Here is a 21,401-nt window from a genome sequence, read left to right on the forward strand (position 1 = left end):
CTTCACCCGCAGGTGCCGGTTCTCTCACCGCACGTGTCGAAGTTCGTCCCTCTTCTTCGTCGTCTGGTCAGAAGGAGCGCCCGAGTTCCTTCTTTTCGAGGAAGGATGACCCCATGTACTACCTGGCATTGCTGGCGGACGAGAAGAACGCCACCGAATGGGCACCGGACAGTCCGGAGTTTGCGGTGGCCGTTGCGCGCCACCAGGCGTTCACGGAGAGAGCGGGCTCCGCGATCGTCGGAGGTGGTGCCTTGTATCCGAGCGCGGAGGCGGCGACCATCCGGAACGAGGGCGGCCGGGCGCTGATCACGGACGGTCCGTTCGCGGAGACCGCGGAGGTGATCGGTGGTTTCTACGTCCTCGAGGGGCCGGACCTGGACGAGGTGCTGAATGTGGCGCGGCATATCCCGGAGGCGATCATCGAGCTGTGGCCGATGTTCGAGTGGATGCCCGTGACCGATCAGACAGGCTGCTGGATGGCGCTGCTCCGCGAACCGGTGGCGGCGGCGGTGGCGCCGGGCACACCCCAGTGGGACGAGGGAATGGCCGAGCACGAGAAGTTCGGTCGGCTCGCCGGGTCCGCGGTGCGTGGCGGCGGGGCCCTCTATCCGCCGGACTCCGCGACGACGATCCGCGTTCGCGACGGGGAACTCCTTCTCACCGACGGCCCCTTCGCCGAGACAGCCGAGGTCGCGAACGGTCTGTACGTGCTCGCAGCCGAGGACCGGGAGAGTGCGATCGCGTTGTCGGCGAAGATCCCGGTGACGCCGAAGGGCTGCGTCGAACTCCGGCAGATCGTCGCCTACGCCGAGTAATGGACGGCGACACGCTGAGCCGCGTCTTCCGGGAGGAGTCCGGTCGGGCGCTGGCGACCGTGGCACGGATGGTCGGCGACCTGTCCCTCGCGGAAGATGCGGTGCAGGAGGCGTTCGCCGAGGCGATCCGCAGCTGGCCGGAGGCGGGACTGCCCGAGAACCCGGGAGCCTGGATCACGACCGTCGCCCGCAACCGGGCACTGGACCGGTTGCGCCGGGAGTCGTTGCGCGGCGACAAGGAGCACGATGCGGCGCGGCTCGTTCCCCCTCCGGACGAGGAAGAGGTGTGGCCGGTGCGTGACGACCAGTTGCGGCTCATGTTCACGTGCTGCCATCCCGCGCTGTCCCCGGAGTCGCAGGTCGCGTTGACTCTCCGCCTGGTGGCCGGGCTGAGGCCGGCGGAGATCGCCCGGTTGTTCCTCGCCCCGGAACCGACCGTGTCCCAACGGCTCAGCCGAGCGAAGTCGAAGATCCGGACCGCCGGTATCCCCTTCCGGGTCCCGCCCGACCATCTGCTGCCCGAGCGCACCCCGCAGGTACTCGCCTGCATCTATCTGGTGTTCACCGAGGGCTATTCGGCGACGTCGGGCGACACCGCGATCCGCGACGAACTCTGCGAGGAGGCGCTGCGGCTCGGCCGGTTGCTGTGCGAGCTGATGCCGGACGAGGGTGAGGCGTGGGCGCTGATGGCGCTCATGCTGTTTCACGACAGCAGGCGTGCTCAGCGAACGGACGACGCGGGTGATCTCGTCTCACTCGAGGAGCAGGACCGTCGGCGTTGGGACCGGGCGAAGATCGCGGAAGGCGTCGTGTGCCTGCGGGCCGCACGGCGCAGGGGAAGCGGTCCGTACAGCGCGCAGGCCGCGATCGCGGCCGCCCACGCGACGGCGCCGAACTGGACGGCGACCGACTGGAACGCCGTCGTCGCCGGATACGACGAACTCGGCACGTACGGTGACTCGCCCGCCGCCCGTCTCAATCGCGCTGTCGCAGTGAGCTTCCGGGACGGCCCCGACGCCGGCCTCGCCGAGTTGGACGCACTCGCCGGGGAGCCGAGGCTGGCGCGGACGCACACCGTGCACGCGACCCGCGCCGACCTGCTGCGCCGAGCGGGCAGGCCCGCCGAGGCGAGCGCGGAGTACCGCGCCGCGATCGGTCTGGCGGCGAACGACCCGACCCGGCGATTCCTGGCGAGGCGGCTCGCGGAAGTGGACAGCGAGAACAGTGCCCGCTAGATCCGCCCGCGAGGCTGGTGCTGGGTGATGCAGTGGATGCCGCCGCCCCGCGCGAAGATCTGCCGGGCATCGACCGTGACGACGCGGCGACCGGGGTAGACGCTCGACAGGATGTCGCGGGCGAGGGCATCGTGAGGGTCGTCGAAGCCGCATGCGATGACGCCGCCGTTGACGACGAGATGATTGATGTAGCTGTAGTCGACCCAGCCCTCCTCGTCACGCAGGACCGTCGGGGCAGGCACCTCGACGATCCGCCACGGCGCACCTGAACGGTCACGGCTGTCGGACAGAACTTTCAGGATCTCGGCGGACACCTCGTGGTCGGGGTGGGATCGGTCGCGCTGGGAGTGCACGAGAGCCACCCCGGGTGCGGGTAGCGCCGCGACGATGTCGACGTGCCCCTTGGTGCCGAACTTCTCGGAATCTCGCGTGAGGCCGCGGGGGAGCCAGACGACGTGCTCGGCGCCGATCGTGCGCGCGAGTTCCGCCTCGACTCCCGCCGCGTCCAGGCCGGGGTTGCGCAGCGGGTCCAGTTGCACGGTCTCGGTGACGAGCACGGTTCCGCGACCGTCGACCTGGATCCCGCCGCCCTCGTTGACCATCGACGACGGGACCGGCTGCGCACCGGACCACCGGGTGACGGCCGCGCCGATCGACCGGTCGCGATCCCAGGTCGCCCACTCCTGTTGTCCCCAGCCGTTGAACGTCCAGTCGACGGCACCGAGGCGGTCGTCCTCGTCGAGGACGAACGTGGGTCCGATGTCGCGCATCCAGGCGTCGTCGAGGGGAACCTCGACCACATCGATGTCCGCGGACAAGTACTGCCGGGCGACATCCCGATCCGCCGGATCGACGACCATGGTGACCGGCTCGAATTCGGCGATCGTGTGGGCGACGGCCGTCCACGCGGTTCGCGCCTCGTGCGCGTCGTCCGCGGTCGCGGTCATCGAGGCCCCGAGGGGCGGGAACGCCATCCACACCCGTTCCTGCGGTTCGGTCTCGCTCGGCATCCGCCAGGTCATGACCGGGTCTCCGCGGCCGATACCGTCGTCGGAAGTCCGTAGGGGTGCTCGTGGTCCACGGGATCCGTCAGCCGGGTGTACGTGTCCGGCCTGCGGGTGGTCAGGAACGGGAAGAGATCGAGCCAGTCCTTCCGCTGATCGAGGTCGAGATCGGCCACCAGGACCGCCTCCTCGTCGCGGGGAGCAGACACGAGCACGCGGCCGTACGGGTCGGAGATGAACGAGGAACCGTAGAAGTCGATGCCGCCCTCGTTGCCGCAGCGGTTCGGGACCACCATGAATGTGCCACTGGTGATGCCGTTTCCGACGATCACGTGCTGCCAGATCGGCTGGGTGTCGAAGGACGGGGCGCTCGGCTCCGACCCGATAGCGGTGGGGTAGACGAGGATCTCGGCGCCGCCGAGCGAATACATCCGCGCGACTTCGGGGAACCATTCGTCCCAGCACGTCGGCAAACCGAGTGCGGCACCGTCCAGTTCGCCCGGGCGGTAGACGGGGTAGGCGTCGTCGGCGGGACCGCCGCGGAAGTAGGTGTCCTCGTAGTAGCCGGCGCTGACCGGGATGTGCAGCTTGCGGGTCCGGGAGAGCAATTCACCGGACGGGGCGACGAGGATCGCGGTGTTGAAACCGAGACCGTCGGGGCCGTCGGCTCGTTCGTAGAGGGAAGCGTGGACGCAGACCCCGTGCCGGGCAGCGGCGGCGGCCGCGAAACTGTACGTGGGGCCGGTCGTGAGGTGCTCGGCGTCGCGGCCGGGGGCCCCGGTCGCGCGGGTGTCGGCGGGGTACTTCGACAACGTGAGTTCCGGCAGGAACACCACCGTAGCGCCAAGTGCGGCTGCCTCGCCGATCGCGTCGGTCAACGCGGTGCGCAGTGCGTCCGCATCGGGTCGCCAGCGGTGCTGTACCAGTCCGACCCGCAGCGGTGTGCGGGCGGATTCGGTGAAGCGCGCCGGTGAGGACGGTGCGGGCAGTGCGGTGATCGTGCGAATGGTCATGGTTATTCCTTCGGTGTGGGTGTGACGGGGGTGTCGGCAATGTGGTGGGTGGGCTCGGACATCACGACGTCGATCGCGCCGAGCAGATGGGAGCGGGCGTCCTCGGTGGAGATCTCCTTGCAGAGCCACCGCCCGGACAGACCCTCGACGAGGGCCGTCATCGTGATCGCGGTGGGCTGGGGGTCGAGCGAGCGGGAGATCTCGCCGGTGACCTGCGCCTGGGCGATCGCGTCGGCGATCTCCGACACCCACGCCGCGGTGGTCCGCGCGAGGGGCTCCCGCAGCGCCTCCTCGTACACAGCGGAGGCGCGTAACTCGTTCCAGGCCAACGAGTTCTCTACGACCTCGGGACGGTCCTGGATCTCCCCGAGGAGGGAGCGGGTGAGGCGGTCGCGAGCGGAGTCGCCGGATCCCTCACCCTCGCTGCGGTAGGCGCGGGCACGGTCGTTGATGTAGTTCAGGGCGGCCTCGAGGAGGCCGATGCGATCCTTGAAGTGGTAGTACAGCAGTCCCGGCGACACGCCCGCGACCTCCGCGACATCGTTGACGCGAAGCCCGCGAATGCCTCGTTGGGCAATGGCCGTCGCGCTGGCCTTCAGAATCGCATCGCGTCGCTCGCTCATCGGTGAATCTCCTTCGGTTCGTGCCGCCCTAGGACCTCGGCGCCTCGACCGGGGCCACATGTTCGGGCCACAGTCGCAGCGCGGCGAGGTAGCCGGCCACGGCGATGGCCGACGATCCGACAAGACTGACATCGACACCGTGCGCGATGTCGGCAAGGGGCCCGGAGTACAGCGACGTGTCGACGGCGAGGACGCCGAACACGGATCCGGCCGCCCACGGGATGACGGCGCGCAGGTTCCAGCCGCCGGTGAACCAGTAGCGCCCACCCCTGCGGCCCAGATTGAAGACCTGGAGGTCGACGGCGTCGTACTGCCCTCGCCGCGCAACCAGGAAGCCGGCGACGTTGATCGCCACCCACGGCGCGGCGAAACCGTTGAGCACCAAGGTCATCGCGGTGATCGAATCGACGGCGTCGACGACGAACACGCCGATGTAGAGCAGGGCGACCGCGAGCGCCGACGTGATCAGCGTGGTGTGGACGCGGCGCAACCGGGGGATCAGCGCTTCCAGATCGAGACCGCTGGCGTAGACGTTGAGGACGCCCTGGCCGAGTCCTCCTGCGAGGGCGACGAGGACGATCGGCAGCACGTACCAACCGGGCGCCTCCGCCACCAGGTCGGCAACGTAGGAGTCGCTCAGCGTGGTGAACGTCGACGCGGTGAACGATCCGAAAGCCGCGGTCAGGAACAGCCCGAAGAAGATGCCTGCCATGGTGGCCGCGACGATCGTACGGTCGCTGAACCGCACCCGGGAGATCCGCCTGCTGTAGTCGCCGAGTGTCGGGGCGTACGACAGCGGACCGCCGACGGCGAGCACCACGGCCAGAATCCAGGTGGGCCAGAACCCGCCGAGGAGATAGTCGCCGCTGCCCGACCCGCCGTCGAAGCGACCCCCGAACGCGAACACACCGAGCAGGAGCAGCGCGGCAACGACGGGCAGCACGAACTTCTGGAGCGCGACCACCGTGCCGTGGCCGAACAGCGCGACGGCCACGATCTCGGCGGCGATGATGCCGTAGCCGAGGGCGAGCATGCCGTTGTCGACCGGTGTGCCGAGCAGGCGGTGGGCGGCGGCGATCAGCGCGTCACCCGAGGTCCAGACCGCGATCGCGGCGTACGCGAGGGCGAAGAGCAGGGTGAGCCCCGAGCCGATCATCCGTCCGCTCACTCCGAAGTGCGCACCACTCGACACGGTGTTGTTCGTGCCGGTGCGCGGGCCCAGGAGTGACAGGGGAGCGATGAGGAGCGTGCCGAGTCCGATGCCGACCGCGCTGGCCGCGATCGCGCTGCCGAACCCGAGTCCGAACGTGATGGGGAGCCAGCCGAACACGATCACCGAGAACGCCAGGTTGCCGCCGAAGAACACGGCGAGCATGTTGAGCGGTCGCGAATCGCGTTCCGATTCGGGGATGTATTCCACGCCGATCGTCTCGACGTGTCCGAAGCGGTCCTCCGGCGGGGAGGGGGCGGTGTCGTCGAGGGGCGTCGTCGGGTCGAGATTCGTGGACACTGCGGACCTCACATTTCGGGGCGGAGGTGACTGTCATCACGTCCTGTTGGGAACCGAAGATATTCCAAACTGAAAATTCAGTCAAGACCGTCGAGTGACGTGCGCCACCGAGGGTGGTTCGGAGTTTGCGCTGCTACGGCGACCGGACTAGATATATGTGTGACCGCTTGTCTCACGTATCCCACTGTCATCGGAGTGCCTGTGTCTGCCGCCGCCATCAACAGTCATTTCGCGAACCGGTGCCTGCCAGCCGCAGCGGGGACGGCGTTCGGGCGACGCGACATCGAGGGTCGACGGTGAGGTCGCCGCTCGTCCGGTGGCAGCTGATCGGCTTCGTTCTCGTGGCTCTCACGGGCCTCGTCTACGTGGGTGCCAACTATGTGCGCCTGGGCAATCTCCTCGGGTTCGGCGAATACACCGTGCACCTCGAATCGGAGACGTCGGGCGGCATCTTCACCAATGCGGAAGTCGCCTACCGCGGCGTGCCGGTCGGCCGCGTCGGGGACATGTCCCTGACCCCGGACGGCGTCGTCGTCGAACTGAGGATCGACACGAGCGCGCCCGACATTCCCGCCTCCGCGAAAGCCGTCGTGGCCAACAGGTCGGCGATCGGCGAGCAGTACGTCGACCTTCGGCCCGCCACCGATCGGGGGCCGTTCCTCGCGGACGGGTCCCGAATCGCCGCCGCCGACACGTCGACGCCGGTGCCCGTCGAAGAATTGCTCGCCAGCACACGGGGATTGACGGAATCCGTGCCGATCGACGCGCTCCACACCGTCGTGACGGAACTCGGTGCGGCATTCGACGGCAAGGGCAAAGACCTTCAGTCGCTCGCGGATTCGTTGTCCGGGCTGTCGGGGTCGGGCTCCGAATCGCTCGATCGGACAATGGCTTTGGTGCGCGACGGTCGCACTGTACTGGATACGCAGTCCGAACAGTCCTCGGCGATCAAGGATTTCAGTGCCGACCTGGACTCGCTCGCGGATCGTCTGCGCAGCAGCGACCCGGACGTCCGGCGGCTGATCGACAACGGAAATCCGGCGAGCGATCTACTGGGGCAACTCGTCTCGGAGGCCGGACCCGGTGCCACGACGAACCTCGCCAACCTGTCCGTCACGGCGAAGGCGATCTCGGTGCAAGCCACCGCCCTGCAGACCCTGTTCGTGTACCTGCCGGGGGTGGCGGCAGCGTCGTCGACCATTGCGCCCGACGACGGAACCGTGCACCTGGGCCTGGTGGCCGAGACCAACAATCCGCCGTCGTGCACCGTCGGCTACGAGGGCACCCAGGCGATCCTCCAGGAGATGAAGCGGAACGACCCGAACTTCGACGACACGCAGCAGGACTTCCCGCAGAACACCGCCGCGTCCTGCGAAGCCCCACAGGGCAGTCTCACCGGCGTCCGCAGTGCGAACCGGATCGTGTTCGGCGACCCCGCCACCGTTCAGCCGTGGGACTCCACGCCCAAGAAGGACCCGAACAGGCTGGACCTCAACCCGATTGCGAATCAGCTCGCCCCGCTCCTCGGGGTGACTCCCAACTGACGCGAGTTCTCGGTCCCGGATCCGGGACCCTCCGGGTTTCGGGTTGACAACAGCGCGTCGATCCTGCAATCTTCGAAACAGGTCACGAGTACCAGCGTCAAGCCCCGGCTAGCTGGTCGGCAACCCTCCACCGCGGCGGGGTGCTCCGGGTGACGACCAGGCTGAGGTCCATACCGGACCCGGCAAGCGCGGACTCCGAGAGGGCACCGACCCTGCGACGAGTCCCTGACTACGAGGGATGTCGTGATGACTGCTGTACTGACCGCTGACGTGTGTGTTGCCCCCTTGGCCCAGGTTTCGGGCTCCGACCTGCGGGTTCCGCTCGTTCAGGGCGGCGACTGCGCCTACGTCAACTTCGACTACGCCGCCAGTGCGCCGGCGTTGGCGCAGGTGACCGACCGGATCGGGGCACTGCTACCGACGTACTCCAGCGTGCACCGCGGCGCCGGCTACGCGTCGCGGGTCTCGACCGAGTGCTACGAGAACGCCCGCGACTCTGTCGCCCGGTTCGTCGGAGCGGGGGAGGACCAGGTGGTGGTCTTCACCCGGAACACGACCGACTCGCTGAATCTGCTGGCCGGCTGCGTCCCCGGCAGCACCGTCGTCCTCGACATCGAGCATCATGCGAACCTGCTGCCGTGGAAGAACTCTCGCGTCGTGAGGGCGGCGGACACGCTGGAGGAGACGGTCCGCCTGCTCGTCGCAGAACTGTGCTCCAAGCCCACCGCCCTGCTCGCGGTGACGGGTGCATCCAACGTGACCGGCGAGGTTCTGCCGATCGCCGCCCTCGCCGAGGTGGCGCATCGTTGCGGCGCACGGATTCTCGTCGACGCCGCTCAGCTCGCGCCGCACCGGCGCATCGACGTCGAGGAGTGGGGCGTCGACTACCTCGCGTTCTCCGGGCACAAGCTGTATGCCCCCTTCGGCGCCGGTGTGCTGGTGGGCCGCCGGGACTGGCTGGACGCCGCCGAGCCCTATCTCGCAGGCGGCGGGGCGGTCCGGAACGTGACCGTCGAATCGACCCAGTGGGCGCCCGCCCCTGCCCGGCACGAGGCCGGAACCCCCAACGTGCTCGGCGCGGCGGCGCTCGCCGCCGCGTGCGATGCACTGTCCGAGCTGGACTTCGGCACGGTGGCCGCACACGAGGCGGCACTCACCGGCCGGCTCCTCGACGGCCTCGGCTCCGTCGACGGCCTGGAGTTCCTGCGGCTGTGGTCGGACGCCCCCGACACCGTGGGGATCGTGACGTTCACGATCGACGGGTTCGAGCCGGGAGAGATCGCCGCCTACCTCTCCGCCGAACATGGAATCGGAGTTCGCGACGGGCGGTTCTGCGCCCATCCTCTGCTGGGCCGCCTCGGCAGGCCCGACGGCGCCGTGCGGGTGAGTGTGGGTCTCGGAAGCTGCTCCGAGGACGTGGATCGGCTGGTCGACGCGGTGCGCACCCTGGTGGCGGGCCGCCGGAGCTGGACCTACGCCAAGGAGAGCGGCCAGTGGAATCCGGTGCCGGAGACGCGTTTTTCGCGGGACGCGCTAGTATGACCGCATGGCATCGCAGGCTGGGAGCACAATGATTGCTCACTGGTGCCGTCGGCATGTCGATCTGTGCCGAACCGCCTCGGGTATGTGTTCGAGCTGACCGTTCTTCCAGCTCCGTTTCATTCACACGTCATTCCCGAGGAACCCCTATGTCTCGAGACAATGCCTTCGTATCCCGTCCACTTCGCGTCGCCGTCGAACTGACCGGCTCCGGCCACCACCCGGCGGCCGAGGGTGCCACCGGCACGCGGCCGATCAACGGCGCGGACTACTGGGTGGACCTGACCGCCGATTCGACGGATCAGCTCGACCTCACGTCGTTCCCGCCGAACGTCGTCCGGATCCGGGCGTCCGATCTGCGTGAGGCGCAGCAGGAACGCGCACGGATCCGCGCCGAACTCGTCGCCGACGGTCGCGACCCCGACAGCGTCACCGTCCTGGTGGACCTCGAGGTGCTCATCGCCGTGGAGGCCCGCGCCGCCCGCAAGGAGCTGGCCCTCCTCGACAGCGCCCTGGCGACGCCCCGTGCTCCGGTGTCGTTGCAGTACATCGGAACTCCGGTCGGCCTCGCCGGACTCATCGCCGACATCCAGGCGGCAGGCGTCGCCGACGGTGTGACCGTGCTGCCGCTGTCGCTGCCCAGGGTTCTGGAGCAGCTCGTCGACGGCACCCTCCCGTGGCTGGAGGAGCGAGGTCTCGTCACCTCCGCCGACGCCGTCGACGAGGCGCTGCGTCGCTTCGACCTCCCCCTCCGCGAGCGGGTACTGGCGTCCTGACCTGGTCAGTTGCCGTTGTTCGCTGAACCGAGCGGAGTGGGCCGGTAGTACCGGCCCTCGTGATACAGCAGGGGAGCCGAAGCGGAGTCGTCGTCTGCCTCGGCATGAACGCGGGTGACGAGGCCGATGACGAGCGTGTGATCGCCGACGGGAATCAGCTGGTCCACGATCACCCGCAACCAGCTGGGAGTTCCGTGGAGGACCGGTTCGCCGGTGTCGAGTCGCGCCCAGAGCGACTCGTCGGAGAACCGCTGGTCGGCGCTTCGGGAGAATCGCTGAGCCAGGTGCTGCTGGTGCTCGCCGAGGAGGTGAATCACCAGCGAATCCGCGGAATGAAGTGCATCGATGCTGGACGACGTGTTCGCGATGTTGAACGACACCAACGGCGGGTCCAGTGAAACCGAGGAGAACGAGGACGCGGTGAAGCCGACCGGGCCGGACCCCGAATCGAGGGTCACGATGGTGACGCCCGCCGGGTGCCGACGCAGGGCTGCGCGGTAATCCTCGGCGCAGATTCCGGGGGCGAGTCGATGGTCGCGGGGGAGGTCCGAACCATCGACGGTTTCGGCGTTCTCGGCTCTGTCGGACAAATCATTCTCCGGGTCGGCCCGTGCGGGCACTGTGTCATTCTCGTTCACGAGATCTGACGTCAACTATAGGGGCGTCAACCGCCCGGGATTCAGTCGACGTCGATCGCCAGGCCCGCGGTGATCCGCACCAACTCGGAGAACGACGTGCGGAAGACCGTGTCCGGGTGCCCGGCGGCCGCCCACAGTTCCGCGTACTCCGACAGGGCGTTGTCGACGTACGTCGGAAGGTTCGTGGGATGTCCGAGCGGGGCAATACCCCCGATCGGCTGTCCGGTCGCGATCCGCACCATGTCGAGGGGTGCCCGGGTCAGATTTCCCTGCAGTCGTTTGCCCGTGTTCGCCAGATCCACCTCGTGCGCCCCCGACACGAGGAGCAGGATCGGATCGTCGTCCAGGAGGAATACCAGCGACTTGGTGATGGCGCCGATATCGACCCCCAGAGACTCCGCCGCCTCGGCCGCGGAGTGGGTGGAGTCGGGCTGGGTCACGATCACCCCATGGTGTCCTCGCGCGATCAGAGTCTCGGCGACATGCGCGGCGTGGGGGTGCAGGGGCGTCGGCATGAACCAAGAGTAGGTCCATTCCTCCGGTACGACATCAAGAAGCGTCGTCCGACACGACATCGGAACGGGGCGTAGTCGATTCCGGCTTCCGGAGGCGCCGGGCGGTGAACCCGAACAGCAGTCCGAGCCCGACCACGGAATAGAGCGCGAGGGCGAGCGCGGGCTGTCCGAGCCCCACGTCGTCGAAGTACACGATGCTTCGAATTCCCTCGGTGCCGGCGCCCGGGGTGATCCAGCGTCCGATGGCCGCGTAGAAGGCGGGAATGACGTTCGAACCGAACGCACCGCCGGCGCTGGGATTGCCGAGAATGACGAAGACGGCGATCGCGAGGGGCACCGCAAGGATGCCGACCGAGGCGCGCAACCCCAGCGTGAACACGGCGGTGCCGAAGACGACACCTGTTCCGAGTAGCCACAGCGGGAACCAATGGCCTGCGAACGTGCCGAGCACGTGAGTGGTGATCAGGGCGCCGAGGGCGCCGGACACCACGGCGTAGCCGAACAGGACAGCCGTGTGCACGGTCGCCTGACGGAGGCTTCGCGGGGCGCCGATGAACAGGCCGATCGCCGCCGCGAGCAGGTAGCCGCCGACCACCCACCCGACCGCGAGATAGAAGCCGGACAGTCCGCGGTTGTCGTGTGCGCCGACCGGAATTTCGTCGCGGACCGTGAACTGGCGACCCTGGCTGTTCTCCACCTGGGCGAAGACCGATTCGAGCGCGCTGGAGATGGAGCTGCCGCCCGCGCTCGCCGTGATCAGGGTGTCGGGGCCGACGGGGTTCATGACGAACGCACCCTGGATCTCGCGGTCGTGGAGGAGCCGCCGGGCTTCCGCGGTGTCCGAGACGACACGGGCCCGCAGCGGCCTGCCGTCGATCGCGTCGAGCCGGTCGGCGACCTGCTGGTCCGTGCCTGCGGGCAGTCCCTCCGCTGCGACGACGCCGATCTCGATGTCGCGGGGCGTGGGCTGATGGAACGCGGCCACGTAGCTGAGGATGAAGCCGAGCTGGAGGAGCAGAACGCCGAAGACCAGCGCGACCATCACCCTGGGCGCGCCGTACTTCGACACCGGACTGTCGTGGTGCACGGGAGCCGGGGTGGTGGATTCGCTGTCGGTCATGGTCATCGGACGTCCTCGATCCTTGTCGATACCGTGGGTATTGAATACCCTAGGTATCGTGACTGCAGATCGTCAACCGGACAGTCGTCACACCGAATGGGCGCCCACGACGCGTCCCGGTCGTGACGTCGTGCGTCAGCGCCTCCTCGACGCCGCGGCGGAGGAATTCGCCGAGCGCGGCTTCAGTGCGGCCAGGCTCGCCGAGGTGGCACGCCGGGCCGGATTCACCAAGGGGGCGGTCTACTCGAACTTCGAGTCGAAGCAGGACCTGTTCGCCGAACTCTTCGCCGCGCGCTCACTCGAACTGGCGGGACGGGTCCTCGCCGAGATCGCCGGCATGAACCCCTCGGATGCCGCGGGCAAAGGCGGCGAGGCGATCGCGTCGTGGATGGTGCGCGAGCCGGGGTGGTCGCTGCTGGTACTCGAATTCGGCGTGCTCGCGGCACGTGACCCGCAGATCGCCCAGGCCTACCTGCGGGAGCGGCGGCAACTGCGGGGAAAGCTCGTCGAATTGATCGGCGAACGCGCGCGGGAGTGGGGGGTCGACGACACGTTCGACGTCCGCACCACGGCCATCTCGCTGATGGCCCTCATCTCAGGTCTCGTGCTCGAGCACTCCGTGGACCCCGAGGAAGTGGATCAGGCGACGATGGGCGCCGCGGTCACCGCGCTGTTCGCGGGCGCCGTCGCGAGGGCCGGGCTGACCTGATCTCAGGCAGTGTGGGCGACGACCCCGTCGAGGAATCCGTCGATGTGCGCCCACGTGGAGTCCTTGGCCTTCGGGCCCGCGACGAGCCCGAGGTGGCTGCCCGGCGCGGACTCGAACCGCACCGACGGAGAACCGGTGAACACGTCCGTCGCCGCCCGGACCGACGGGATCGGGGCGATGACGTCCTCGGTGCCGCCGATCGCGAGAACCGGCACCGCGAGATCGGCCAGCGCGATCGCGCCGTTCCGGGTCTGGAAACTCCCCGCGGCGAGCGCGTTCCCGAGGATCAGCTGGGTGCAGACCTGGCGGAAGAACCGGGCCGGATAACCCGGCATGTCGGCCATGAACCGGTCGATGGACTCCATGCGCGCGAGGGTCTCGGTGTCGTGCAGGTTCCGGGCGATGAACCACGGCTTGGTGAGCTCGCGCTGAAGCGCGGTGAAGCGGTAGCTCGCCTGGACCAGCGGCGCGGGGAGTCCGCCCATCGCCGAAGTCGCGGTGGTGAGGGGGCGATCGCCGGTGAACCGGCCGACCATCCGCAGCGGCGCGATCATGGTCACCGACTCGTAGTCGATCGGCGTGCCGATCGCCGTCACGGAACCGATCGGCAGATAGTTCCGGCCCGCCGCCGTGAGCAGCGACATCGTTCCCCCGAGGCTCCAGCCGATCAGGTCGACGGGTGCACCGCCGTGGAGTCGGGACACCCGCTCGACCGCCGCCGGGATGAAGTCGTCGATCCAGTCCTCGAACCCGAGGCCGCGGTCGGAATAGCCCATGGTGCCGTAGTCGACGAGATACGCCGCCTTGCCGGAACCGGCCAGGTGCGCGGCCAGGCTCTGGCCCGGCCGGAGGTCGAAGCAGTGTGCGGGCGCGGCGAGCGGAGGCACGAGAAGGACGGGCCGGCCGCCGTCGGTCTCGGTGCTGTCGAATCGGTACAGGTCCTGATGGGGCGCCTCGTGGATGCGCGTCGACGGGGTTCGCTGGACCGGTGCGATTCCGCCGCCGAAGGACAGTCGCCAGGCGTTGCGGGTCAGCGTGTTCAGCGTCGGGTTCCAGGCGATGTCGAGCACGGATTTCCTCTCGTGGCGGCGCAGACCCTTCAGGTATCTGTGACGCAAACATACAGGTAATCTGGCGGTCGCCCGTCAGCGGGAGGCAAGCAGAACCCGCAGCACCGTCGCGGGCCGGAGCAGCACCCCCGGGCGGTCGAGCAGATGCGTCACCCGGAGGAACGCGGACCCCACGGCCGGGTCGACGGACGCCGCCCGATCGAGCCGGGACGTGTACGCATTGACCAACCGGACCCGCGCCGACCGCCGACCGGGCACGGCCGGGATCCGGAGGTCGTTGTCTACCGTGAGCGTCCACGCGGCATCGATACACCGGTTCGCCCCGCGGAGGAACCGGCGAGCGAGATGGGCGCGCCCCGACCGCAGACAGTCCCGCAGGATCGTCGCCTCCACCGCGGCGACGCTCATGCCCTGGCCGTAGATCGGGTTGAACGAGCAGATGGCGTCCGCGAACGGCAGGTAATTCGACGGCAGATCGTCCGCGGAATAGTGCCGGCGGACGGTCGTCGGGATTCGGTATCGCACGCCGTCGTCCACCGGCTCGGCCGTGCGCAGCGCGTCGTACATGTCGGGGGCGGGAAACGACTTCACGAAGTCGAGGAAGCCGTCCGGATCCAGTGGCGGCACGTCGTCCCCGTACCCGGCGAGAGTGACGATCCAGGTGCCGTCCTCCTGCACGCCCATGAATCCGCTGCGCGGACTCGACGGTCCCGGCGCCATCCCGATGCCGGAATCCCCGTCCAGATGCGGCGGGTCGAGCCGGAAGTGCCTCGTCGCGTAGCTGACGTCCACGGCCAGCTGCGACTCGGCCGGCGGCGCGAACCCCAGCTCGCCGAGCCGGGCGACAGTCTGCCAACTGCGGCCGGACGAGTCCACGACGAGATCGGTCTCGACGACCTCCGGCGGGACGCCGCCCCGGTGCTGCACGGTCACACCGGTCACCTGTCCGCCGTCGACGGTGAGACCCGTGACGTCGGAGCGGTCCCGTATCCGCACGTTCGGCAGGGCCTCGACCCGGTTGCGCATCTGCCACTCGACGAGCGGTCTGCTCGCGAGAATACCGGGGACGCCACTGATCTCGCGCGCCATCCGATGCCCGTCGACGATCCACCGGATGTCGCCCAGTGCGTCGCCCGCGGTGGCGCCGAGGGCCAGGAGCTCGGACACGAACCCCGGAAGGAGGTCCTCCATCGCGGCCTGCCCGCCTGCGAGAAGCGCGTGCACGTGCCGGGCCTGCGGCACGCACCTGCGCGCGACGGCTGTGTCGGGCAGGATGTCGCGGTCGAGGACGACGACGCTCCGGAACGAGCCGGCGAGAGCCGCCGCGGCAAGCAGTCCCCCCATTCCGGCGCCGACGACTACGGCGTTGCCGGCCGGGGTCGTCCGGTGCGTCATGGCGGCTGTCCGTTCACAAGACGGTGCAGAGACCTCCAGGGTATTTCTCCTGACCTCGAAGAGCGGTGGTTACTCTGGAGTAATGACCGAACAGAAGACCTGGAATGCGTTCACCGTCGAGCGCAAGGATCACGTCGCGCAGGTGACGCTCATCGGACCCGGAAAGGGCAACGCGATGGGCCCGGATTTCTGGAGCGAGCTCCCCGAGATCTTCGGGGAACTCGACACCGATCCGGACGTGCGGGCCGTGGTGATCGCCGGCTCCGGCAAGAACTTCTCCTTCGGTCTGGATCTGCCCGCCATGAGCGGCAGCTTCGGGTCCGTCCTCGCCGACAAGGCGCAGGCCGGCCCGCGTACCGCGTTCCACGACATGATCAAGCGGATGCAGTCCGGCATCAACGCGGTCGCCGACTGCCGCAAGCCGGTGGTCGCGGCCGTCCAGGGCTGGTGCATCGGCGGCGGCGTCGACCTGATCTCCGCGTGCGACATTCGCTACGCCAGCACCGACGCGAAGTTCAGCATCCGTGAGGTCAAAGTCGCGATCGTCGCGGACATGGGCAGCTTCGCCAGGCTGCCCGCCATCATCGGCGACGGCCACCTGCGGGAACTCGCGCTCACCGGTAAGGACATCGACTCCGGGCGCGCCGAGAAGATCGGTCTCGTCAACGGTGTCTTCGCGGACGTCGACGCCGTCCTCGCCGCCGCGCACGCGACCGCGGCCGAGATCGCGGCGAACCCGCCGCTCGTCGTGCACGGCATCAAGGACGTCCTCGACCACTCCCGCGCGGCCGCCGTCGACGACAGCCTCCGCTACGTCGCCGCGTGGAACGCCGCGTTCCTGCCGTCGCAGGACCTGACCGAGGCGATCACCGCCGTCTTCGAGAAGCGCGCCCCCGAATTCACGGGCGAATAGTCCGTCCGCCGACGCGGCCGTACCTCCGGGACGGGGTGCGGCTGTGTCGTAGTCGCTTATCCGCAGGTAAAGCCCAGTTCATCAGTTGCCCGAAACCTCGCCGCCCTCGCATACTTGCGGACTACAAGTAAACGACAGCGCAGCGAGGAAACAGTGTCGAACTCGGTCGAAACGCCGGTGGCCTACACCCACCGGCAGATCCTGGCTGTACTCAGTGGGTTGATGCTCGGCATGTTCCTCGCCGCGCTCGACCAGACGATCGTGGCGACGGCGATCCGGACCATCGCCGACGACCTCGACGGGTATTCGCTGCAGGCGTGGGCCACCACCGCATACCTCGTCACCGCCACCCTGGCGACGCCGCTCTACGGCAAACTGTCCGACATCTACGGCCGCAAACCGTTCTTCATGTTCGCGATCACGGTGTTCGTGATCGGCTCGGTCATGTGCACCTTCTCGACGTCGATGTACATGCTCGCGGCCTTCCGTGCAGTGCAGGGACTCGGCGCGGGCGGTCTGTTCTCGTTGGCGCTCACCATCATCGGCGACATCGTCTCCCCGCGTGAACGGGCCAAATACCAGGGCTACTTCCTGGCCGTGTTCGGCACCTCCAGCGTCCTCGGCCCCGTCCTCGGCGGAGTGTTCGCCGGGCAGGACGTGATCCTCGGAATCGACGGCTGGCGTTGGGTTTTCCTCGTCAACGTGCCGGTGGGACTGGTCGCGCTCACGGTCGTCTCCCGCGTGCTGCACCTGCCGCGACGACCGAGCGGAAGCCGGCGGATCGACTGGTGGGGCGCGATCGCCCTCGCGGTGGGTGTGGTGCCGCTGCTCGTGGTCGCCGAACAGGGGCACAGCTGGGGATGGGACAGCTCGAAGTCGTTGGCGTGCTACGTGATCGGCGTCATCGGTGTGCTCGCCTTCGTGTCGGTGGAACTGGCGATGAAGGACGACGCACTCATCCCGATGCGCTTCTTCCGCAACAGCACCTTCGCGCTCGGTGTCGTGATCAGCCTCGTCGTGGGCGCCGTCATGTTCGGCGGTATCACCCTGCTGCCGCAGTACTTACAGGTGGTGAAGGGCTCGAGCCCCACCCTGGCCGGGTTCCAGATTCTGCCGATGGTCCTCGGCCTCATGGCCGGCTCGGTGGTCAGCGGTCAGATGATCTCGCGGACCGGGCGGTACCGGTACTTCCCGATCCTGGGCACCGCCCTGATCGGGATCGGCGCGTTCCTGCTGCACACGCTGGCCGCCGACACCCCGATGCCCGTCGTGATGGTGTTCATGCTGATCCTCGGACTCGGTCTCGGAAACCTGATGCAGCCCCTCACCCTCGCCATTCAGAACGCACTGCCCCCGCAGGACATGGGGGTGTCGACCGGAGCGGCCACGTTCTTCCGGCAGATCGGCGGCACCGCAGGCGTCGCAATCTTCCTGTCGATCCTCTTCTCCCGCCTCACCCCGGCCATCGGCGAACGCGTGACAGCCGCCGCCGGCACAGCCGACTTCCGTCGAGCCGTGGCCGCGGCCGCACAGAGCAACGACCCCGCGGAGGCCGCCATGGGCCAAGGGATCCTCAGCCCCGACCACGCCGGCGTCAGCGGAGTCCTCACGGACAGCTCGGTGATCGGAAAACTCGACGACGTGCTGGCCCTACCCTTCCGCGAAGGATTCGCCGACGCCATCGGATCCGTCTTCCTCAGCGTGTCGATGCTCGCCGTCGTCGCCTTCGTCCTCACTCTGCTGTGGAAGGAAGTGCCACTCCGCAGCGAGTCCGGCCTCCAGGCCGCGGCGCGGGGAGACGCGCAGGAGTGAGACGCCAACGGCGCCCACCCCCGCGGGGGTGGGCGCCGTTGCCGTAAATATCGGGAGGCTCAGTGCCAGACGATTCGCCGCCGGCTCAGTGCCCGACGATTCGCCGCCGGCTCAGTGCCCGCCGTTGTCCTTCAGACGCTTGAACGAGGCCTCGACCTCGGCCTTCGCCTCGGCCACCCCGACCCAGTCGGCGGCCTCGACGTGCTTGCCCGGCTCGAGGTCCTTGTAGTGGACGAAGAAGTGCTTGATGGCATCCAGTTCGAACTGCGGAACGTCGCCGATGTCCTGGATGTGATCCCAGCGCGGGTCGCCGGCCGGCACACACAGCACCTTGTCGTCGCCGCCGGCCTCGTCGACCATCTTGAACATGCCGACCGGACGTGCCTCGACGATGACGCCGGGGAACACGGACTCGGGGAGCAGGACCAGCGCGTCCAGCGGGTCGCCGTCCTCGCCGAGCGTGCTCTCGATGAAGCCGTAGTCGGCCGGGTAGCCGAACGCGGTGTAGAGGTAGCGGTCCAGCTTCACGCGACCGGTCACGTGGTCGACCTCGTACTTGTTTCGCTGACCCTTGGGGATCTCGATGGTGACGTCGAACTCCACGCCGATTCCTCGCTGTCGTGTCGATGATGATTCGGGGAGAGGATATCGGGTCGAGGATAAGGTTGGTTGTCTGACCACCCACGAATCACAGTGAAGACGGAGGCGCGTTGCCGAGCCAGGGAAAGAAGAAGATGGGCTCGTTGGCGGGACGCCACCGTCGGAACATGCGAATTCTGTTCGCGTCGGTCGTCGTCGTGGTGCTCGCGATGGCGGCTGTTCTGGTGGTCGCGGTGACCGCGCACAACGCGTCGGCGGGTCGCGGTGAACTGACGATCGCGCCCGAACCGGCACCGATCACGGCGGCCCCGCAGGTCACGCCGGTGCCGGACGACGCCCCGATGCCGACGGCGCAGGGGATCGCCGCCGCAGTCGGTCCGGCCGCCGCCAACCCCGACCTCGGCAAGTTCAGCGGAACGGTCGCCGACGCGGTCACCGGTCAGGTCCTGTGGAGCGTCAACCCGCAGACCCCGATGACCCCGGCGTCGACCACCAAGGTCCTCACCGCGGGATCCGCGTTGCTGGCGTTGCCGTCCGACCGTCGCGTGACGACGAAGGTGGTGCAGGGGGCGACTCCCGGCGAGATCGTCCTCGTTGCCGGCGGTGATCCCACACTCACCGCGAAACCGGTCGGGGAGAACGGCTATTACCCGGGTGCGGCGCACATCTCGCAACTGGTCGATCAGATCCGGAACGCGGGCATCCAGGTGACGAGCATCGTGGTCGACACCAGCATCTACTCGGGCGACACCATGGCGCAGGGGTGGTTCCCGACGGACGTCGGCGCCGGATTCATCACCCCCACCGAACCGATCATGATCGACGGCGGACGGGCCGACCCGCTCGTGGACGAGTCGCCGCGCAGTGCGACACCCGCGCTCGACGCCGGGCGGACGCTCGCCGGTGCGCTCGGCGTCGCCCCGTCGGCGGTCACGTCGGGGGTCGCGGCGCCCGGTGCGGCTACCGTGGCGAGCGTGCAGTCCGCGCCGCTGCGCGACCGGTTGCGGCAGATGATGGAACACTCGGACAATGTGCTTGCCGAAGCGATCGGGCGGGAGGTTGCCATGAATGCCGGCGCGGAAGCATCGTTCGACGGCGCCGTCGCGACCATCGGCCAGACCCTGACCGCGGCCGGCTTCGATCTGTCGGGGTTCACCCTGCACGACGCCAGCGGGTTGTCCGTCGACGACCGCATCGCCCCGCACACGCTCGACCAGGTCCTCACGGCCGCCGCGGGCGACGGCAATCCGGCCCTGCGCCCGATGCTCGACTACCTGCCGGTGGCCGGTGCCACGGGCAGCCTGTCGGACCGGTACGCGTCGGGGAACCGCACGGGCGCCGGATGGGTGCGGGCGAAGACCGGCACCCTGTCCACGGCCAGCGCGCTCGCCGGCTACGTGGTGGACCAGAACGGGCGTGTCCTCACGTTCGCGCTGATGTCCAACGACCGCCCGCCGGAGGTCAGCCGTCCCGCACTCGACGCACTGGCGGCCGCGCTCCGCACGTGCGGGTGCCAGTGATGGCCGCCGAGGGAAATGCCTTCAGCGGCGCCGTCGACTGGAAGCTGGCAGCCAGGACGGGGGTGAAACTCGCGCGCAGCGGACCGGTGACATCGCGGTACACCGCCGAAACCGTGGTCGCGGAACTGGCCGACGCGTCGATGCGCGCGGAACTGCCCGTCCGGGAAGTCACCGGCCTCGCCGACGGACTTCCGGTGCCGACCGCCCAGATCCTCGACCGGGCCGGGTGGATCCACGCCGCCGCGCACTCGATGTCGCAACTCACGGGCGGCGACGCCGCTCCCGGCACGCTGGTCGGCAAGCCGGCAGGCATTCAGGCCGGGGCAATGCTCGCGTACCTGTCGTCGGCGATCCTCGGCCAGTACGACCCGTTCACCGGCGACAACGGAACCCTCCTGCTCGTGGCGCCCAACGTGGTGTCCGTCGAGCGCACGTTGCGGGTGCGGCCCAGCGACTTCCGGCTCTGGGTGTGCCTCCACGAGGTGACGCACCGGGTGCAGTTCTCGTCCTCACCGTGGCTCACCGGATACATGCAGGAGTCGGTGGAGACCCTCGGATCCGCCGAAGACGAGTCCCTCACCGACATGGTCGGCCGGTTGTCCTCCGCGCTGCGCGCCCGCGGGCGCACGGAGCCGGACGACTCGGGCGCACCGGGCGGCATCGTCGGACTGCTGCGCGCGACCCAGGCCGAGCCGCAACGTGAGGCGCTCGACCGCCTGCTGGTGCTCGGCACCCTCCTCGAGGGACATGCGGACCACGTGATGGACGCCGTCGGCCCCGCGGTCGTGCCGTCGGTGGCCGCGATCCGGGCAGCGTTCGATCAGCGGCGCCGCCGCAAGAGCAATCCTGTGCAGCGTCTCATCCGGGCACTGCTCGGAATGGACGCCAAGATGGCGCAGTACGTGCGCGGCAAGGCGTTCGTCGACGCCGTCGTGGACAAGGTCGGGATGGACCGGTTCAACGTCGTGTGGACCGGCCCCGACACGTTGCCCCGGCTCGCGGAGATCGACGCGCCGGACGTCTGGGTGTCCCGGGTTCTGGGCTGATTCG

General features: G+C 68.7%; 21 protein-coding genes and 1 riboswitch. Of the genes, 11 read left to right on the forward strand and 10 right to left on the reverse strand.

Going from position 1 to position 21,401, the window contains the following annotated elements; translation table 11 throughout:
• The first annotated feature begins 113 nt into the window (after nt 1-113).
• Together ACLIVD_RS03655 and ACLIVD_RS03660 are read left to right on the forward strand one after the other, a co-directional pair.
• A complete protein-coding gene (locus tag ACLIVD_RS03655; protein WP_283354147.1) occupies nt 114-815 on the forward strand; it encodes a YciI family protein in 702 nt (233 codons plus the stop codon).
• Entirely contained in the window at nt 815-2,050 is a 1,236-nt protein-coding gene (locus tag ACLIVD_RS03660; protein WP_491931964.1) for an RNA polymerase sigma factor, read from the forward strand. The genes ACLIVD_RS03655 and ACLIVD_RS03660 overlap by 1 nt, the downstream gene beginning before the upstream one ends.
• Here the strand turns inward: ACLIVD_RS03660 and ACLIVD_RS03665 are convergent.
• Genes ACLIVD_RS03665 through ACLIVD_RS03680 form a run of 4 tightly spaced genes read right to left on the reverse strand, consistent with a single transcriptional unit; the run spans nt 2,047 to nt 6,200 of the window.
• Complete coding sequence (locus tag ACLIVD_RS03665; RefSeq protein WP_477951600.1) at nt 2,047-3,072, reverse strand: agmatine deiminase family protein; 1,026 nt, start codon at nt 3,070-3,072, stop codon at nt 2,047-2,049. The two genes, ACLIVD_RS03660 and ACLIVD_RS03665, sit on opposite strands and share 4 nt — an antisense overlap.
• Nucleotides 3,069-4,067, reverse strand: coding sequence for a nitrilase-related carbon-nitrogen hydrolase (locus tag ACLIVD_RS03670; RefSeq protein WP_317570754.1), 999 nt, complete (start codon nt 4,065-4,067; stop codon nt 3,069-3,071). The genes ACLIVD_RS03665 and ACLIVD_RS03670 overlap by 4 nt, the downstream gene beginning before the upstream one ends.
• 2 nt (nt 4,068-4,069) lie before the next feature.
• On the reverse strand, nt 4,070-4,690 hold the full coding sequence (locus ACLIVD_RS03675; protein ID WP_283336371.1) for a TetR/AcrR family transcriptional regulator: 621 nt from the start codon (nt 4,688-4,690) through the stop codon (nt 4,070-4,072).
• 28 nt (nt 4,691-4,718) lie between these two features.
• Nucleotides 4,719-6,200 carry a purine-cytosine permease family protein gene (locus ACLIVD_RS03680; RefSeq protein WP_283336370.1) on the reverse strand — a complete coding sequence of 494 codons (1,482 nt, stop codon included), beginning with the start codon at nt 6,198-6,200 and terminating at the stop codon, nt 4,719-4,721.
• 296 nt (nt 6,201-6,496) lie between these two features.
• On the opposite strand from ACLIVD_RS03680, the gene ACLIVD_RS03685 reads away from it, so the two are divergent.
• The 4 genes from ACLIVD_RS03685 (at nt 6,497) to ACLIVD_RS03700 (ending at nt 10,059) form a co-directional block, all read left to right on the forward strand.
• Nucleotides 6,497-7,744 (forward strand): MlaD family protein, encoded by a 1,248-nt coding sequence (locus tag ACLIVD_RS03685; RefSeq protein WP_491931965.1) that lies wholly within the window; start codon nt 6,497-6,499, stop codon nt 7,742-7,744.
• 80 nt (nt 7,745-7,824) lie between these two features.
• A riboswitch (SAM riboswitch) is annotated at nt 7,825-7,939 on the forward strand.
• Between the two features lie 51 nt (nt 7,940-7,990).
• Nucleotides 7,991-9,286, forward strand: a complete 1,296-nt coding sequence (locus ACLIVD_RS03690) for an aminotransferase class V-fold PLP-dependent enzyme (RefSeq protein ID WP_283354144.1) — start codon at nt 7,991-7,993, stop codon at nt 9,284-9,286.
• A gap of 28 nt (nt 9,287-9,314) precedes the next feature.
• A complete protein-coding gene (locus ACLIVD_RS03695; protein ID WP_369325290.1) occupies nt 9,315-9,383 on the forward strand; it encodes a putative leader peptide in 69 nt (22 codons plus the stop codon).
• Nucleotides 9,384-9,432: 49 nt separating this feature from the next.
• The gene (locus ACLIVD_RS03700; protein WP_283336367.1) at nt 9,433-10,059 is read left to right on the forward strand and encodes an LLM class oxidoreductase; all 627 of its coding nucleotides are present in this window, start codon (nt 9,433-9,435) and stop codon (nt 10,057-10,059) included.
• A gap of 5 nt (nt 10,060-10,064) precedes the next feature.
• On the opposite strand, the gene ACLIVD_RS03705 is transcribed toward ACLIVD_RS03700, so the two are convergent.
• From ACLIVD_RS03705 to ACLIVD_RS03715, 3 genes are all read right to left on the reverse strand, one after another.
• Nucleotides 10,065-10,574 carry a flavin reductase family protein gene (locus ACLIVD_RS03705; protein WP_342365522.1) on the reverse strand — a complete coding sequence of 170 codons (510 nt, stop codon included), beginning with the start codon at nt 10,572-10,574 and terminating at the stop codon, nt 10,065-10,067.
• Between the two features lie 164 nt (nt 10,575-10,738).
• Nucleotides 10,739-11,212, reverse strand: a complete 474-nt coding sequence (locus ACLIVD_RS03710; RefSeq protein WP_005244991.1) for a YbaK/EbsC family protein — start codon at nt 11,210-11,212, stop codon at nt 10,739-10,741.
• Between the two features lie 34 nt (nt 11,213-11,246).
• Nucleotides 11,247-12,338: an ABC-2 transporter permease gene (locus tag ACLIVD_RS03715; protein ID WP_491931966.1), complete on the reverse strand. Its 1,092-nt coding sequence runs from the start codon at nt 12,336-12,338 to the stop codon at nt 11,247-11,249.
• Here ACLIVD_RS03715 and ACLIVD_RS03720 point away from each other — a divergent pair.
• A complete protein-coding gene (locus ACLIVD_RS03720) occupies nt 12,331-13,041 on the forward strand; it encodes a TetR/AcrR family transcriptional regulator (protein ID WP_418340337.1) in 711 nt (236 codons plus the stop codon). The two genes, ACLIVD_RS03715 and ACLIVD_RS03720, sit on opposite strands and share 8 nt — an antisense overlap.
• Nucleotides 13,042-13,043: 2 nt before the next feature.
• Here ACLIVD_RS03720 and ACLIVD_RS03725 read toward each other — a convergent pair whose 3' ends face one another.
• Together ACLIVD_RS03725 and ACLIVD_RS03730 are read right to left on the reverse strand one after the other, a co-directional pair.
• Nucleotides 13,044-14,111, reverse strand: coding sequence for an alpha/beta fold hydrolase (locus ACLIVD_RS03725; RefSeq protein ID WP_491931967.1), 1,068 nt, complete (start codon nt 14,109-14,111; stop codon nt 13,044-13,046).
• 75 nt (nt 14,112-14,186) lie between these two features.
• Complete coding sequence (locus tag ACLIVD_RS03730) at nt 14,187-15,506, reverse strand: monooxygenase (RefSeq protein ID WP_283354142.1); 1,320 nt, start codon at nt 15,504-15,506, stop codon at nt 14,187-14,189.
• A gap of 82 nt (nt 15,507-15,588) precedes the next feature.
• Here ACLIVD_RS03730 and ACLIVD_RS03735 point away from each other — a divergent pair, with 82 nt between their 5' ends.
• Nucleotides 15,589-16,419: a crotonase/enoyl-CoA hydratase family protein gene (locus tag ACLIVD_RS03735; RefSeq protein WP_280779129.1), complete on the forward strand. Its 831-nt coding sequence runs from the start codon at nt 15,589-15,591 to the stop codon at nt 16,417-16,419.
• A 114-nt stretch (nt 16,420-16,533) separates the two neighbouring features.
• A complete protein-coding gene (locus tag ACLIVD_RS03740; RefSeq protein WP_280779128.1) occupies nt 16,534-18,231 on the forward strand; it encodes an MDR family MFS transporter in 1,698 nt (565 codons plus the stop codon).
• A 111-nt stretch (nt 18,232-18,342) separates the two neighbouring features.
• On the opposite strand, the gene ACLIVD_RS03745 is transcribed toward ACLIVD_RS03740, so the two are convergent.
• Nucleotides 18,343-18,834, reverse strand: a complete 492-nt coding sequence (locus ACLIVD_RS03745) for an inorganic diphosphatase (protein ID WP_418340335.1) — start codon at nt 18,832-18,834, stop codon at nt 18,343-18,345.
• 131 nt (nt 18,835-18,965) lie between these two features.
• Between ACLIVD_RS03745 and dacB the strand changes: the two genes are divergently transcribed.
• Nucleotides 18,966-20,351, forward strand: a complete 1,386-nt coding sequence (gene dacB / locus ACLIVD_RS03750; RefSeq protein ID WP_283336393.1) for a D-alanyl-D-alanine carboxypeptidase/D-alanyl-D-alanine endopeptidase — start codon at nt 18,966-18,968, stop codon at nt 20,349-20,351.
• Nucleotides 20,351-21,397 carry a zinc-dependent metalloprotease gene (locus ACLIVD_RS03755; RefSeq protein ID WP_280779126.1) on the forward strand — a complete coding sequence of 349 codons (1,047 nt, stop codon included), beginning with the start codon at nt 20,351-20,353 and terminating at the stop codon, nt 21,395-21,397. Before dacB ends, ACLIVD_RS03755 begins: the two co-directional genes overlap by 1 nt.
• The last annotated feature ends 4 nt before the right edge of the window (nt 21,398-21,401 follow it).

It is taken from the genome of Rhodococcus sp. G6(2025) (genome assembly GCF_058628105.1).